The organism is Shewanella sp. N2AIL (assembly GCF_022690845.1).
Lineage (GTDB): Bacteria > Pseudomonadota > Gammaproteobacteria > Enterobacterales > Shewanellaceae > Shewanella > Shewanella baltica.
In genome coordinates this window covers 1-13,334 of record NZ_JALBYT010000040.1, presented here as the reverse complement: position 1 = coordinate 13,334, position 13,334 = coordinate 1, and the positions used below count along the sequence as shown (strand labels likewise).

At 45.5% G+C, this 13,334-nt stretch carries 18 protein-coding genes; 11 read left to right on the top strand and 7 right to left on the bottom strand.

Features of this window, described 5'->3' with window-relative positions:
• Nucleotides 1–17: 17 nt before the first annotated feature.
• The 6 genes from rpmJ to rplQ all read left to right on the top strand — a co-directional run bounded on the left by rpmJ (nt 18) and on the right by rplQ (nt 3,116).
• Nucleotides 18–131: a 50S ribosomal protein L36 gene (rpmJ, locus tag MO387_RS18635; protein WP_006083579.1), complete on the top strand. Its 114-nt coding sequence runs from the start codon at nt 18–20 to the stop codon at nt 129–131.
• Nucleotides 132–248: 117 nt separating this feature from the next.
• Entirely contained in the window at nt 249–605 is a 357-nt protein-coding gene (gene rpsM, locus MO387_RS18630) for a 30S ribosomal protein S13 (RefSeq protein WP_006083578.1), read from the top strand.
• Nucleotides 606–620: 15 nt separating this feature from the next.
• The gene (gene rpsK / locus MO387_RS18625) at nt 621–1,013 is read left to right on the top strand and encodes a 30S ribosomal protein S11 (protein ID WP_006083577.1); all 393 of its coding nucleotides are present in this window, start codon (nt 621–623) and stop codon (nt 1,011–1,013) included.
• Nucleotides 1,014–1,045: 32 nt separating this feature from the next.
• The gene (gene rpsD, locus MO387_RS18620) at nt 1,046–1,666 is read left to right on the top strand and encodes a 30S ribosomal protein S4 (RefSeq protein ID WP_006083575.1); all 621 of its coding nucleotides are present in this window, start codon (nt 1,046–1,048) and stop codon (nt 1,664–1,666) included.
• A 24-nt stretch (nt 1,667–1,690) separates the two neighbouring features.
• Nucleotides 1,691–2,680, top strand: a complete 990-nt coding sequence (gene rpoA / locus MO387_RS18615; protein ID WP_006083574.1) for a DNA-directed RNA polymerase subunit alpha — start codon at nt 1,691–1,693, stop codon at nt 2,678–2,680.
• Between the two features lie 40 nt (nt 2,681–2,720).
• Nucleotides 2,721–3,116 (top strand): 50S ribosomal protein L17, encoded by a 396-nt coding sequence (gene rplQ, locus MO387_RS18610; RefSeq protein ID WP_006083573.1) that lies wholly within the window; start codon nt 2,721–2,723, stop codon nt 3,114–3,116.
• A 58-nt stretch (nt 3,117–3,174) separates the two neighbouring features.
• Here rplQ and MO387_RS18605 read toward each other — a convergent pair whose 3' ends face one another.
• The 6 genes from MO387_RS18605 to ccmA all read right to left on the bottom strand — a co-directional run bounded on the left by MO387_RS18605 (nt 3,175) and on the right by ccmA (nt 7,103).
• Nucleotides 3,175–4,125: an ABC transporter substrate binding protein gene (locus MO387_RS18605; RefSeq protein WP_234420973.1), complete on the bottom strand. Its 951-nt coding sequence runs from the start codon at nt 4,123–4,125 to the stop codon at nt 3,175–3,177.
• A gap of 196 nt (nt 4,126–4,321) precedes the next feature.
• Entirely contained in the window at nt 4,322–4,810 is a 489-nt protein-coding gene (gene ccmE, locus MO387_RS18600) for a cytochrome c maturation protein CcmE (protein WP_006079699.1), read from the bottom strand.
• Nucleotides 4,807–5,007 carry a heme exporter protein CcmD gene (ccmD, locus tag MO387_RS18595; protein ID WP_011982116.1) on the bottom strand — a complete coding sequence of 67 codons (201 nt, stop codon included), beginning with the start codon at nt 5,005–5,007 and terminating at the stop codon, nt 4,807–4,809. Before ccmD ends, ccmE begins: the two co-directional genes overlap by 4 nt.
• Complete coding sequence (locus tag MO387_RS18590; RefSeq protein WP_006079703.1) at nt 5,007–5,753, bottom strand: heme ABC transporter permease; 747 nt, start codon at nt 5,751–5,753, stop codon at nt 5,007–5,009. Before MO387_RS18590 ends, ccmD begins: the two co-directional genes overlap by 1 nt.
• A gap of 1 nt (nt 5,754) precedes the next feature.
• On the bottom strand, nt 5,755–6,441 hold the full coding sequence (ccmB, locus tag MO387_RS18585; protein WP_006079706.1) for a heme exporter protein CcmB: 687 nt from the start codon (nt 6,439–6,441) through the stop codon (nt 5,755–5,757).
• 11 nt (nt 6,442–6,452) lie between these two features.
• Nucleotides 6,453–7,103, bottom strand: coding sequence for a cytochrome c biogenesis heme-transporting ATPase CcmA (gene ccmA / locus MO387_RS18580; protein ID WP_071940703.1), 651 nt, complete (start codon nt 7,101–7,103; stop codon nt 6,453–6,455).
• A 318-nt stretch (nt 7,104–7,421) separates the two neighbouring features.
• On the opposite strand from ccmA, the gene MO387_RS18575 reads away from it, so the two are divergent.
• Nucleotides 7,422–7,721: a c-type cytochrome gene (locus tag MO387_RS18575; protein WP_006086491.1), complete on the top strand. Its 300-nt coding sequence runs from the start codon at nt 7,422–7,424 to the stop codon at nt 7,719–7,721.
• A gap of 63 nt (nt 7,722–7,784) precedes the next feature.
• On the opposite strand, the gene ccmI is transcribed toward MO387_RS18575, so the two are convergent.
• Nucleotides 7,785–9,038: a c-type cytochrome biogenesis protein CcmI gene (ccmI, locus tag MO387_RS18570; protein WP_107949756.1), complete on the bottom strand. Its 1,254-nt coding sequence runs from the start codon at nt 9,036–9,038 to the stop codon at nt 7,785–7,787.
• Between the two features lie 400 nt (nt 9,039–9,438).
• Here ccmI and MO387_RS18565 point away from each other — a divergent pair, with 400 nt between their 5' ends.
• Genes MO387_RS18565 through MO387_RS18550 form a run of 4 tightly spaced genes read left to right on the top strand, consistent with a single transcriptional unit; the run spans nt 9,439 to nt 13,044 of the window.
• Nucleotides 9,439–11,418: a heme lyase CcmF/NrfE family subunit gene (locus tag MO387_RS18565; RefSeq protein WP_107949755.1), complete on the top strand. Its 1,980-nt coding sequence runs from the start codon at nt 9,439–9,441 to the stop codon at nt 11,416–11,418.
• 11 nt (nt 11,419–11,429) lie between these two features.
• On the top strand, nt 11,430–11,984 hold the full coding sequence (locus tag MO387_RS18560) for a DsbE family thiol:disulfide interchange protein (protein WP_006079711.1): 555 nt from the start codon (nt 11,430–11,432) through the stop codon (nt 11,982–11,984).
• Nucleotides 11,981–12,460 carry a heme lyase NrfEFG subunit NrfF gene (gene nrfF, locus MO387_RS18555; RefSeq protein WP_107949752.1) on the top strand — a complete coding sequence of 160 codons (480 nt, stop codon included), beginning with the start codon at nt 11,981–11,983 and terminating at the stop codon, nt 12,458–12,460. Before MO387_RS18560 ends, nrfF begins: the two co-directional genes overlap by 4 nt.
• Entirely contained in the window at nt 12,457–13,044 is a 588-nt protein-coding gene (locus MO387_RS18550) for a TlpA disulfide reductase family protein (RefSeq protein WP_107949750.1), read from the top strand. The genes nrfF and MO387_RS18550 overlap by 4 nt, the downstream gene beginning before the upstream one ends.
• The last annotated feature ends 290 nt before the right edge of the window (nt 13,045–13,334 follow it).

Here is a 13,334-nt window from a genome sequence, read left to right as displayed (position 1 = left end):
CTTTACGGAGTGATGAAATGAAAGTTCGAGCTTCCGTGAAGAAGATCTGCCGTAACTGCAAGATCGTCAAGCGTAGTGGCGTTGTACGCGTTATCTGTGTTGAACCAAAACACAAACAGCGTCAAGGCTAAAAAGTAATTTGTTCAGCCCATGAATTGGGCTGAACAAAATTTAGTTTGCAAATCTGTTGACTGTCGAGTATCCTTTCGGGCTTTTCGCAGTTGGCCTTTAACTTTAAGGAGTGCATAGTGGCCCGTATCGCTGGCATTAACATTCCTGATCAAAAGCATACAGTCATCGCATTGACTGCTATTTTCGGCATCGGCCGTACTCGCGCTAGAGCAATCTGCGCGGCTACAGCAATCGCTGAAACTGCTAAGATCAAGGAATTGAGCGAAGCTCAAATAGATATACTACGCGAAGAAGTCGCCAAATACATTGTAGAAGGTGACTTACGTCGTGAGATTTCAATGAACATCAAGCGTCTTATGGATCTTGGTTGTTATCGTGGTCTCCGCCATCGCCGTAGCCTGCCTCTCCGTGGGCAACGTACTAAGACCAATGCGCGTACGCGTAAAGGTCCACGTAAACCTATTAGAAAGTAACGGGAAGGTAAAGCAATGGCTAAAGTTCCGTCACGTTCTCCGCGTAAGCGCGTACGTAAACAGGTTGCAGATGGCATGGCTCATATCCATGCTTCTTTCAACAACACTATTGTCACCATTACAGATCGTCAAGGTAATGCGTTGTCATGGGCTACTTCAGGTGGTTCAGGTTTCCGTGGTTCACGTAAATCTACTCCATTTGCTGCACAGGTGGCTGCTGAGCGTGCAGGTGCTGCTGCTCAAGACTACGGTTTAAAAAACCTTGAAGTGTTTGTGAAGGGTCCAGGTCCAGGTCGTGAGTCAGCCATTCGTGCGCTGAACGCTGTTGGTTATAAAATTACCAACATTACCGATGTGACGCCGATCCCTCATAATGGTTGTCGTCCTCCTAAAAAGCGTCGTGTATAACGCCGTTTCGTTAGGATAGTTGGAGAAAGATCATGGCAAGATACTTGGGTCCCAAGCTCAAGCTCAGCCGCCGAGAAGGTACAGACCTTTTCTTAAAAAGCGGTGTGAGAGCAATCGATTCAAAGTGTAAACTGGAAACTGCACCTGGACAACATGGCGCTCGTAAGCCACGTTTGTCAGAGTACGGTACTCAGTTACGCGAAAAACAAAAAGTTCGTCGTATTTACGGTGTGTTAGAAAAACAATTCCGTAACTATTACAAAGATGCTGCACGTACTAAAGGCAACACAGGTGAAAACCTGCTTCAGCTTTTAGAAACCCGTCTTGATAACGTCGTTTATCGTATGGGCTTCGGTGCAACTCGTGCAGAATCACGTCAGCTAGTAAGCCATAAATCAATTATGGTTAACGGTCGTGTTGTTAACATTCCATCATTCAAAGTGTCTGCGAATGATGTTGTGAGCATCCGCGAGAAGTCACGTACTCAAGCTCGTATTAAAGCGGCTTTAGAAGTGGCAGCTCAACGCGAGAAGCCTACATGGGTTGAAGTCGACAATGCGAAAATGGAAGGTGCTTTCAAGCGCGTTCCAGAACGTAGCGATTTGTCTGCGGAAATTAACGAACAGCTGATCGTCGAGCTTTACTCTAAGTAAGGCTAACAAACAAGAGAGGACACAATGCAGGGTTCTGTTACAGAATTTCTTAAACCGCGTCTCGTTGATATCGAGCAGGTTAACTCAACACGTGCCAAGGTTACATTGGAACCACTTGAGCGTGGTTTCGGCCACACTTTAGGTAACGCGTTGCGTCGCATCCTATTGTCGTCTATGCCCGGCTGCGCGGTTACCGAAGTCGAGATTGACGGTGTACTGCACGAATACAGCAGTAAGGAAGGCGTTCAAGAAGATATCCTTGAGATCTTGTTAAACCTGAAAGGGTTAGCAGTGACTATCGAGGGTAAAGACGAGGCTATGCTTACGTTGAGCAAGTCCGGCGCAGGCCCTGTCATCGCAGCAGATATCACGCATGATGGTGATGTCACTATCGTGAATCCTGATCATATTATCTGTCACCTGACAGGTAACAATGATATCAGCATGCGTATTCGCGTTGAGCGTGGTCGTGGCTATGTACCAGCATCTGCTCGTGCACAGACTGAAGACGATGATCGCCCAATCGGCCGCTTGCTGGTTGATGCTTCTTTCTCGCCAGTTGCGCGTATTGCCTACAATGTAGAAGCAGCACGTGTAGAACAGCGTACTGACTTAGATAAACTCGTTATCGATATGACCACAAACGGTACTATCGATCCTGAGGAAGCTATCCGTCGTTCTGCAACAATTTTAGCTGAACAGCTAGATGCGTTTGTTGAATTACGTGACGTGACTGAGCCAGAGCTGAAAGAAGAGAAGCCGGAATTCGATCCGATTCTGCTGCGTCCTGTCGACGATTTAGAGCTAACTGTACGTTCGGCTAACTGCTTGAAAGCCGAAGCGATTCATTACATCGGAGATCTGGTACAGCGCACTGAAGTTGAGTTGCTGAAGACCCCTAACTTAGGTAAGAAGTCTCTTACTGAAATTAAGGACGTTTTAGCTTCTCGCGGACTGTCGTTAGGTATGCGTTTGGAAAACTGGCCTCCAGCTAGTTTAGCAGACGACCTATAAGTCTCAGGTTTGTACAGATTTAGGTTATAAGGATTAGGTCATGCGCCATCGTAAGAGTGGTCGTCAACTAAACCGTAACAGCAGTCATCGCCAAGCCATGTTTCGCAACATGGCCGGTTCACTAGTTCGTCATGAGATCATCAAGACAACTGTGGCTAAAGCGAAAGAACTGCGTCGCGTAGTTGAGCCTCTGATAACACTTGCTAAGAGTGACAGCGTTGCAAACCGTCGTTTAGCGTTTGCACGTACTCGCGACGCTGAAGTCGTTGGTAAGTTATTTACTGAGTTGGGTCCACGTTACCAGGAACGTCCTGGTGGCTATACCCGTATCCTTAAGTGCGGTTTACGTGCTGGTGATAAAGCCCCTATGGCTTACATCGAGCTAGTTGGCCGTCCAGAAGCTGCTCAAGCTGTTGATGTTGAAGCTGCTGAGTAATTAAGGTTACACTTTTAAAAAGCCGGGCAATGCCCGGCTTTTTTATGTCTTTTTTTCGTTACTTCACCCAAAGAGTATTTTTCTCTATGTCTTTCGGTAGGGATATATTCCATTTGGCCAACCCTTGCTGACTAAACATGTATTTCCCAAGATCATCCGTCACTGGAAAGATGTTTTCGGGTTTCTCGCCAGCCAGTATTTTTAACGCTATATTCGCTGCTAATTCGCCATGATGATAGCCATCGAGTACGTAACCTCCAATATTGCCCTCGGAGGAGACGCTAAATCCCCAAAATCCGAAATTCGGTACCGGTGTATGTTCTGATATCCATTTTAGGAGCTGATCCGCATCCACAGAACGATTTTCTGCATCCCTCACTGTTTGGTAGAGCGCCACGACAATGGCGTTATAGCCTTGCTCCTTCGCCGTCAATACCTGTTGCTGCCAATCTGCTAGCTGTGACAATTGCACCAGATTCACTTCGATATCACCCAAAATACTAGAGTGTTGCTTGCTGATGTATTCTGCGGCTGAGTCTGAAGTCACACCTTGATCGAACAGCACGAGTATTTTGCGGTGTATAGTCTGTGGGAGTATGCGTTGAATGAGCAGCAGAGAGCGTCGTAGCAGCGGTCTTTCTATGACCCCTGTAAATCGCTTGTGCTCGTTGAGATGATAGGCCCTTGGGTTCATATTCACCCCGAGATATACGACAGGGATTAAGCTGTCATTGAGGCGCTGATGTAACAGGTTAACCGCATTATCATCGGCGAGAATAACCAGTTGAGGTACTTGGCTTTGGATGTACTTCCACGCTAAATCAGCTCTTTCGGCAAATTGCTCCTTTGGTATGCGCTTGGTATCCATTTCGAAATAGCTAACATCGTGTAAAGGGCTGAGCGTGTCATTAATCGCTCGGCTATATTCTTGGTCCCATTGATAGCCTTGATGATAGCTTTCGATGACAACGACTTTAGCTGCATTGGCTTCATGAGAGATGCCTACCAAGCAGATAATCAGGAAGCTTAGAATGTGTTGCAAACTAGAGTTTAGTTGTCTTATTTGAATCATACGCAGTCTTAGGTTTAGAAGCTGCCTTGAGTATAGTTCACCTTTAATTATCTAGATTGAGATAATAAAAAAGCCTCACTAGTTATTAGGCTAGGAGGCTTATTGTGTATGCTGTTGCTACTTCATCAATCGCTTACTTAGTGTCTGGTGCCTTTTGTTGGCTGTAATCCAACTTTTCGTGCTTTTGGCCCATGGCTTCGGCAACTTCTGGCGGCATGTAGTTTTCATCATGCTTAGCCAGTACTTCAGTCGCTTCTAGCTTACCATCAGCACTTAGCACGCCTTGCGCCACAATACCTTGTCCTTCACGGAATAGATCGGGCAGTAGATCGTCATAGGTGACCAGTACTTCGCCGCCTAGAGAGTCATGCACTGCGAACTGCACATGTAAGCTCTTAGGGTCTCGCACCATAGAACCGACTGTTACCATGCCGCCGACACGAATGCGTTGGCCAATTTCTGGTTTGACGCCAGTATCTGTTTTGCCGTGGACAATTTCAGACGGTGTATAGAATAAGTTTAAGTTGGAGTTCAGCGCATAAAGCAAAAGCGAAGTAATCGCGGCAACACCACCGATTAATGCCACTGCTAACGTCAGTCTTTTTTTGCGTCTTGGGTTCACGATTTAGTACTCCTAGTTTCTTTTAGGCGTTCTTCTCTATCCATCTTCTTCGCTATCTCAATTAACACCTTACGCTTTTGGCGTGCGCTGGTAATGATAAGCGTCGAGAGGCAGAAGAAGGTCACTCCGTAGGATAGCCACACATAGAATGCATAGCCGCCCATATTAAAAAAATCACTGATTGAATCGAATTGCATTATTTGACCTCCTCAGCCTTAGCTAGTTCACGCACCCAAGGGCGCATGCCATTTCTTGCTAAAATTTCTGCTCTGAATCGCACAATAGTGATGGCACCAATCATGAGACCGAAGCCAAGCATATTGATTAACAGTGGATAGAGCATTTCCGTCGACATAGTCGATTTCTCGGTAATGCGGATAGTTGATGGCTGATGTAATGAGCTCCACCATTCAACTGAGTATTTGATAATAGGGATGTTAATTACACCCACGATCGCTAGGATCCCTGCAGCACGAGCCGCGAGCACTTTATCCTCAAATGAGGCATAGAGTGAGATAACACCTAGATATAGGAACAGTAATACTAGCTCAGAGGTTAAGCGTGCATCCCATACCCACCAAGCGCCCCACATAGGTTTACCCCATGCAGCACCGGTAAAGAGGGCAATAAAGGTGATTACTGCACCGATAGGCGCAATCGAAGCCGCAGCCCAGTCGGCAAGTTTGATCTGCCACACTAAACCGATAAAGGCTGCTGTCGCCATACCCATGTAAGCTGCCATCGACATAGAGGCCGCGGGGACATGGATAAAGATAATGCGATAGCTATCACCCTGTTGGTAATCCGTCGGCGCAAAGGCTAATCCCCATGTTGTGCCTACAGCAATAAACAGACCTGCTAGGATCGCAAACCATGGAAATAATGTTCCTGATAACTTATATGCGCGTTCAGGATCCGCGTAAGGGTGTAACCATTTCCACATTTTAGTTAGTACTCACTCGCAGAGATGCACCAATTGCAAAAGGTGCTAAGGTTAACGATCCGACCAGCATAGCGCCTATTATAGCGAGCTGGCCGTCATAGGGTAAATTCATTCCTGCCGCGTCTATGGCACTCGTTGCAAAAATGAGAACCGGAATATACAAGGGCAAAATAAGTAAGCTGAGTAACACGCCACCTTTTCTAAGGCCGACGGTTAATGCCACACCAATGGCACCTAATAGCGACAATACTGGCGTGCCTAGCGCAAGGGTCGATATTAACGCACCATAACTATTGCCATCTAAATTGAGTAGCACCGCTAACAGTGGCGCAATAATAATCAGTGGCACACCGGTTAAAATCCAATGGGCTAACACTTTGGCTAATACCAGAATGGCTAATGGCTGTGGGCTCAATAACATTTGCTCTAAGCTGCCATCACTAAAGTCCGCTTTGAACAGTCTTTCAAGTGACAACATAGAGGCTAATAACGCTGCAACCCAAATTATCCCGGGAGCCACACGGGCTAACATTTGTGGCTCTGGGCCAATTCCCAGAGGGAATAAGGTCACAACCATAATAAAAAATAGCAGTGGGTTAAAAATGTCGCCGCGGTGACGAATGGCAATTTTAAGATCTCGCTGCAGCAAGGTGAAAAATGCCTGGGTAAAACTGATGCCTCTTTTCATTTAGCCTGACCTTATATGAAGCGATAATCTAGACGAATTTTACGAAGCCTATCATCTTTGATAATGCCCATATCTTGGTGAGTTGTGAGGATCACACACCCGCCATTATCCGCATGCTGAATAAATAATTGCTCCAGCTCTTCGACGCCTTTTTTATCGATCGCGGTAAAAGGTTCGTCAAGGATCCAAATTTTACAATTGCTATGCCACAATCTAGATAGCGCAGTTCTGCGATGCTGGCCTGCGGATAAATGTCCGGCAAGCGCCTCTTCAAAACCAGTTAAGTTCACTTTGGCTAAAATGGCTGAGGTATCAAAGTCATCATAGCCACTGATTCTTAAATTGAAATTAAGGTTTTCTTCGGCGGTAAGCTCGCATTTCACTCCCGCTAAATGGCCGAGATACAAGAGATCTTCATTGTATTCATCACGGCTGCGGTTTATGTCTTCATTTCTGTAAAAGGTTTGTCCGGCATAGGGGCGAGAAAGACCTGCCAATATGCGTAATAAACTGGTTTTGCCCGCGCCGTTAGGGCCTTCAATTTGAACAATATCACCGGCATTAATATCAAAACTTAACTCATCAAAAAGGATGCGTTCTTCGCGGATACAGGTCAGCTTGCTGGCTGACACTAATGTGGTTTCTTTAGTTATATTTGTCACTGAACCCTCTATCTCAAGCCGGAAGGAAACACAAGTTATTCTAACACAAACGTTATTGGGGGTTTACCCTTGGTTTGCACTAGATGTCAGCAATATGATGTGGTTCCAATAACCGCAATATTTATCGAACTTTTTTACGACTTGCTAATATATTAACGAATTTGTCACCCTTGTCGCCTGATTCATTTTGTGTTGAGATTCTAATCACAAAAAGATGAGATTTCTTGAAGTTTGTAGTAATCTTAGTCGGCTATAATGAGTCTGCCTAAGTAAGGGCAGCGCCGAGCTTTGTACGTATTTGCATTAGGAACATTGAACATGAAAAAACTGTTAGCAATGACTGCAGTCGCTGCTTTGACTATGTCAGTCAACGTATCAGCTCAAGAAGCTGAAGCTATTTTCAACAAGGCATGTACCGTATGCCACAGCATGGGTGTTGCTGGTGCTCCAAAAGCGCATAACGCTGCAGAATGGGAACCACGCTTAGCTAAGGGTATGGATACTCTACTGCACAGTGTGAAAACTGGTCTAAACGCAATGCCACCAGGCGGTATGTGTACCGATTGTACTGACGAAGATTACAAAGCAGCTATCGAGTTTATGTCTAAAGCTCAGTAATTTTTTCAGTGTTAATAAAAAACCGGCCAAAGCCGGTTTTTTTATGTCTGCAATAAACTGGGTTTATTGCACTTGGGTATCAAGTACTAGGTTGGCGGTATCGCCGACAGCGACTGTGCTGATCTTACCTTGAAGATCGCCAGCTTGTGGTTTGATATTACCGTGTTTAGAAAGCACAGCAATCACTTCCACATTGGTAGCGTCACTCAACTTCTTATCACCACCCATACCGCTGCTGTCATCTAATGTCACCGTAATTGGGAGCGACTTAGCACTGACTTTGGTCGCCGCTAATGGGACTTTTGGTCCTTCAGTTGCACGGGCAAAGATAAAGATAGTATCTTCAGGGCTGGCTTTAGCGGCAAGTTCTGCAGAGATAGATATAGTGACATTGACTGATTTGGTCGCACTTGCTTTCACTTGCTTATGGGCTTCATCATTTGGCATGCCCGCCGTTTCAGACTGCATACGTAAGTTAGCCGTTTCGATAGCATTCATTAGGGCTGCGCGATCAACATCGGCACGATCGCTATCAAGGATAGTTTGCCAAGAGGCGATGGCTTTCTTGTAATCAGCCGTAAAGAAGGCATCCATACCTACAAGTAATAACGTTGAAGGATCTTGAGCATCCATAGCTAAAGATTCATCGATAATCGCTTGGATTTGCGGTGTCATTTGTTGACCCGCTTTGTAATACATAGCTGTCGCTTTGGGACCGAGCAATTCTGCATGTTTTCCGACCAATTCGATTACTTTATCAAAAGCCGCAATCCCTTTATCATATTGGTTTGCCGATACATAAGCATGGCCTAAGCTGAACCACAGTTGGCTGTTCTCTGGTTCGGCTTTAATTTGAGCCTCCATCATCTGCACGCGTTGCATCATGATTTGAGCCGTATCCATTCCCGCATGGGGATTGGCAGGTTGCTGGGCAGTTTCAATATTCTCAAAGGCGCCTAAGTGCTGATAGAGATAGCCTGAGATAACAATCAAACAAACTGACATGATCGACGGCCACAGAATCGTCTTTGGCTTGATTTGGTTGACCAGTGAATCATCGCTCGCTTGTTTGATGTCTTGGAGTAGACTGATTTCAAGCTCTTTTTTCAATGCATCGAATTCGGCTTGATCCAGTAACTCTTCGCTTAATTCTTTTTCAAGAACGCCCAGGCGCTCATTGAACAATTCAAGGTTCGTTTGTTTACGAACTCCAGCTTCTTCAGTTTTCAGCAACTTCTGCTGTCTGAAATGCGGGATCCAAATCAGCATAAGGCCGACTAACATAACAAGCGCAATAAAAATCCAAAATGTCGTCATTGTTTCTATATTCACTTTAGTTTGCAGAAAGCGGAGTAACCGCTAGGCTTGGAAGCAAGATTATACGTAAAGATTGTTCATTGAACAGTAATATAAGGTAATCCCAGTACTGAAAGCTTATAGTTGGGCACTGGTTCACAAATTGATTCTTCTTGTAAATTTTGTATGAAACTTAAGTGTCATTTGTCGGTCACATGCAGAACTGAGCCTCTTCCGTGACTTTCATCAGCCTCTAAAATTGAGAATGAGACAAGTAACCCAGTTTTGTACGAAAGAGGCAGACAGGAACAATAGCAAATACTAAAATGAGCAAAATTTCGTGCATTTGCGTGAATGACATGTTGTGCGTTGAGATAGAGTCTTTCTAAATCAACATATTATTGAAGACTGAGGAAAACCCATGATCCCAGAACTTGGACACTTTGCGCTGATAATAGGGGTGGCTTTTGCCTTCTTATTAATCAGCGTCCCCCTAATAGGTGTTGCCCGTAAAGATCAATACCTTGTTAGGTATGCTTGGCCGTTAACGTACGGAATGTTCTTTTTTATCACTGTATCGGTTGTCGTGCTGGCCTATAGCTTTGCCGTCGATGATTTCTCAGTCGCCTATGTGGCACATCACTCTAATTCTCAGTTACCTATCTTCTTTAAGATTTCGGCCGTATGGGGCGGTCATGAAGGGTCACTGTTGTTCTGGGTGTTTGCTTTATCGACTTGGGCTGCAGCGGTTGCCTTATTTAGTAAAGGTTTAGAGGAAGTGTTTACTGCGCGTGTACTGGCAGTATTAGCGCTGATCGTGATTGGCTTTAGCTTATTCATGTTACTTACTTCTAGTCCATTCGAACGTTTGTTCCCGATCCCTGCCGAAGGCCGTGACTTGAACCCAATGCTGCAGGATGTGGGATTAATCTTCCATCCACCTATGCTGTATTTAGGTTATGTGGGTTTCTCGGTGAGTTTTGCATTTGCGATTGCCGCGCTGATGAGCGGTCGTCTCGATTCTGCATGGGCTCGTTGGACGCGTCCTTGGACCTTAGCCGCTTGGATCTTCCTAACAGGAGGTATCGCGTTAGGTTCTTGGTGGGCATATTATGAATTAGGCTGGGGCGGTTGGTGGTTCTGGGATCCTGTTGAGAACGCTTCTTTCATGCCTTGGTTAGTGGGTACTGCGCTGGTTCACTCTTTGATTGTGACCGAGAAACGCGGCGCCTTCCGTAACTGGACGGTATTACTGTCTATCTTCGCTTTCTCTTTAAGTTTGCTTGGTACCTTTATTGTTCGCTCTGGCGTATTAACCTCAGTGCATTCATTCGCAGCCGATCCAAGCCGCGGTATGTTTATTCTGTTGTTACTTGGTTTAGCGATTGGTGGTTCATTGACACTGTTTGCCTTCCGCGCCAGTGAAATGAGCAGTCCAGCCCGTTTCGAGCTGAAGTCTAAAGAAACCATGCTACTGGTCTGTAATGTGTTACTGACCGTTGCCGCAGGTACTGTGCTATTGGGTACGCTCTATCCATTGCTCATCGATGCACTCGGCATGGGTAAAATTTCTGTAGGACCTCCATACTTCAACGCTGTGTTTGTGCCTATCGTATTAGTCTTATTCGGCTTTATGGGTATTGGTCCAATTATCCGTTGGAAAAAATCGAAAGCAGGCGAGCTTAAGCGTCAGCTATTGATCCCTGCAATGATTGCTGCGGCTATCGGTATTGTGACGCCATTTATCGTCGATGGTGTATTCAATACTTGGGTTGCCTTTGGTATCGCGGCAGCGGCTTGGATTATCCTGGCGACTGCTAGAGCGGCCTATAATATGGTCAAGTCGAAAGAAGGTGATATCAGCATCAGCCGTATGGGCCGTAGTCAGCTGGGTATGATCTTCGCGCATCTTGGTATTGCTGTATCTGTAATTGGCGCCACTATGGTGTCGAATTACTCGATTGAGAAAAGTGTTCGCATGGGACCTGGTATTAGCCAAGAGCTTGCGGGTTATACCTTTAAGTATCTCGAGACCAAAAACGTAGTGGGTCCTAACTACACTGCAATGCAGGGACAGATAGAAGTCTACAAAGGTGATGAGTTGCTGACATTACTCAAGCCAGACCGTCGTCAATATAATGTGCGTACTATGGACATGACAGAAGCGGGTATCGACTGGGGTCTATTCCGTGACTTATATGTGACCATGGGCGATCCAATTACCAGCACTGAATTTGCGGTTCGTTTGAACTACAAGCCGTTCGTGCGTTGGTTATGGTTTGGGGCAATTTTCATGATGATTGGTGGATTCTTCGCGGCATCGGATAAACGTTACCGTGCGAAAGTCACTGCAGCCATCGCGCCTTCGGCCGAAAAGGCAAAATTGGCAACGGCTCAATAATTGGGGAATGTATGAAGAAGTTGGTTCTGTTTATCCCATTGGTCATATTTCTCGCCATGGGGGTGTTTCTATATAAAGGTTTATTCCTGAATCCGCAGCAATTGGATTCGGCACTGGAAGGAAAGCCTATTCCGGCTTTCCAACTGGAACGCTTAGAGACACCAGCTGAGATCATTACGAATGAGCAATTAAAAGGTAAGGTGTCATTACTTAATGTGTGGGCGACTTGGTGTCCATCTTGTAAATATGAGCATCCTTTCTTAGTGATGCTAAAGCGTAAAAATCTTCTGCCAATTTACGGGATCAACTATCGCGATGAGCGTGCTCCCGCATTAGAAGAGTTGAAGCGTCAGGGCGACCCCTACAACGTCAATATCTATGATAAAGATGGCCGTTTAGGATTAGACCTTGGCGTCTATGGTGCACCTGAAAGTTTTGTGGTTGATCACAACGGTATTATCCGCTTCCGTTATGCGGGTCCAATCGACCAACGCGTATGGAGCGAAACCCTTTACCCTATGATCCAACAATTACAAGCTGAAGCGGCGAAGGATGGCGCATCATGAGAACGCTGACAAAAATCATTAGTAGTCTAGTGCTGTTATTCAGCATGACGACCGCCGTTATGGCAACACCGGTTGATACTTACGAATTCAAAACGCCTGAAAATCAAAAGCGCGGTTTGTCTTTGGCTCATGAACTACGTTGCCCACAGTGTCAAAACCAAAACTTGATCGACTCAAACTCACCGGTTGCGCGCGATCTGCGTCTTGAAGTGTTCAAGATGGTAGACGAAGGCAAAGGAGATGATGAGATCATCGAGTTTATGACCAGCCGTTACGGTGAGTTTGTACTCTATAAGCCTAAGATGGAAACCAAGACCTACATTCTTTGGTTAGGTCCCGTTGGCTTGTTACTCATTGGGCTAGTGATTGGTTTTATCTTCATTCGTAAACAACGCATCAGCGGTAATGTGCCGAATGAAATTAGCGAAGAAGATCAGCGTGAGTTAGATTCCTTGCTAAAGCGTAATACTAAATGAAGCATAAAGTCATAACGGCATTAATGTTGTCATCGCTCTTTTCGTTACTTGCTGGTGGGGTCGCGCATGCGTACCCCGGCATGCAGCAAACGATTAAACCGATGGAATCAACCGTTGATTTGATCAATGTCTTGCCAAAGACTTTCCCAATAGAGCCTGTCACCTTTAATGACGTCGATGGTAAAACCATCGACTTCAGTCAATTTAAAGGTAAGATCATTATGGTGAACATGTGGGCGACCTGGTGTCCACCCTGTGTAAGGGAGCTGCCAGCAATCGAAAGGCTAGCGACTAAGTTCAAAGCTGAAGACTTCGTACTATTACCTATCTCTATTGATGCAGAAGGTAAGCAACAGGTTCAACCGTTCTTAAACTCGTTAGGTATGCCAAATTTCAACTCTTACTACGATCAGCCACAAAGTCTTGGGGATGTTTTTCCGCTCGATACGATTCCAGCGACATTTATTCTCGATCAACAGGGCCAATTGATAGCTTTTGTTCGATCTTATGTCGATTGGGACGATGCCAAAGCTGTCTCATTAATCCAAGGTTTTATCGATAAAGGCAGTAAAAAGCCCAATTAATCGGCACTCTGCACGTAAAAGAATCACCATCGTTTAAAAGATCGCCATGCGATCTTTTTTCATTAAAAAGCCCTTGCACAAAATCTCCTGCTCCCTATAATACGCATCCACTGACACGGCAGACAGCGAAAGCAAGCTGGCGAGTTAGGTTGAATTGAGTATGTTACTCTCTGTTGAGAATGGCACTTAATTCAATCGCAGCAAGAAGTTGAAAATACTCCTTGACGCGAAACGGGAAATGCGTAGAATACGCAGCCCTAGCCAACTGGAAGCGTTCGGCGCTCAGTGTG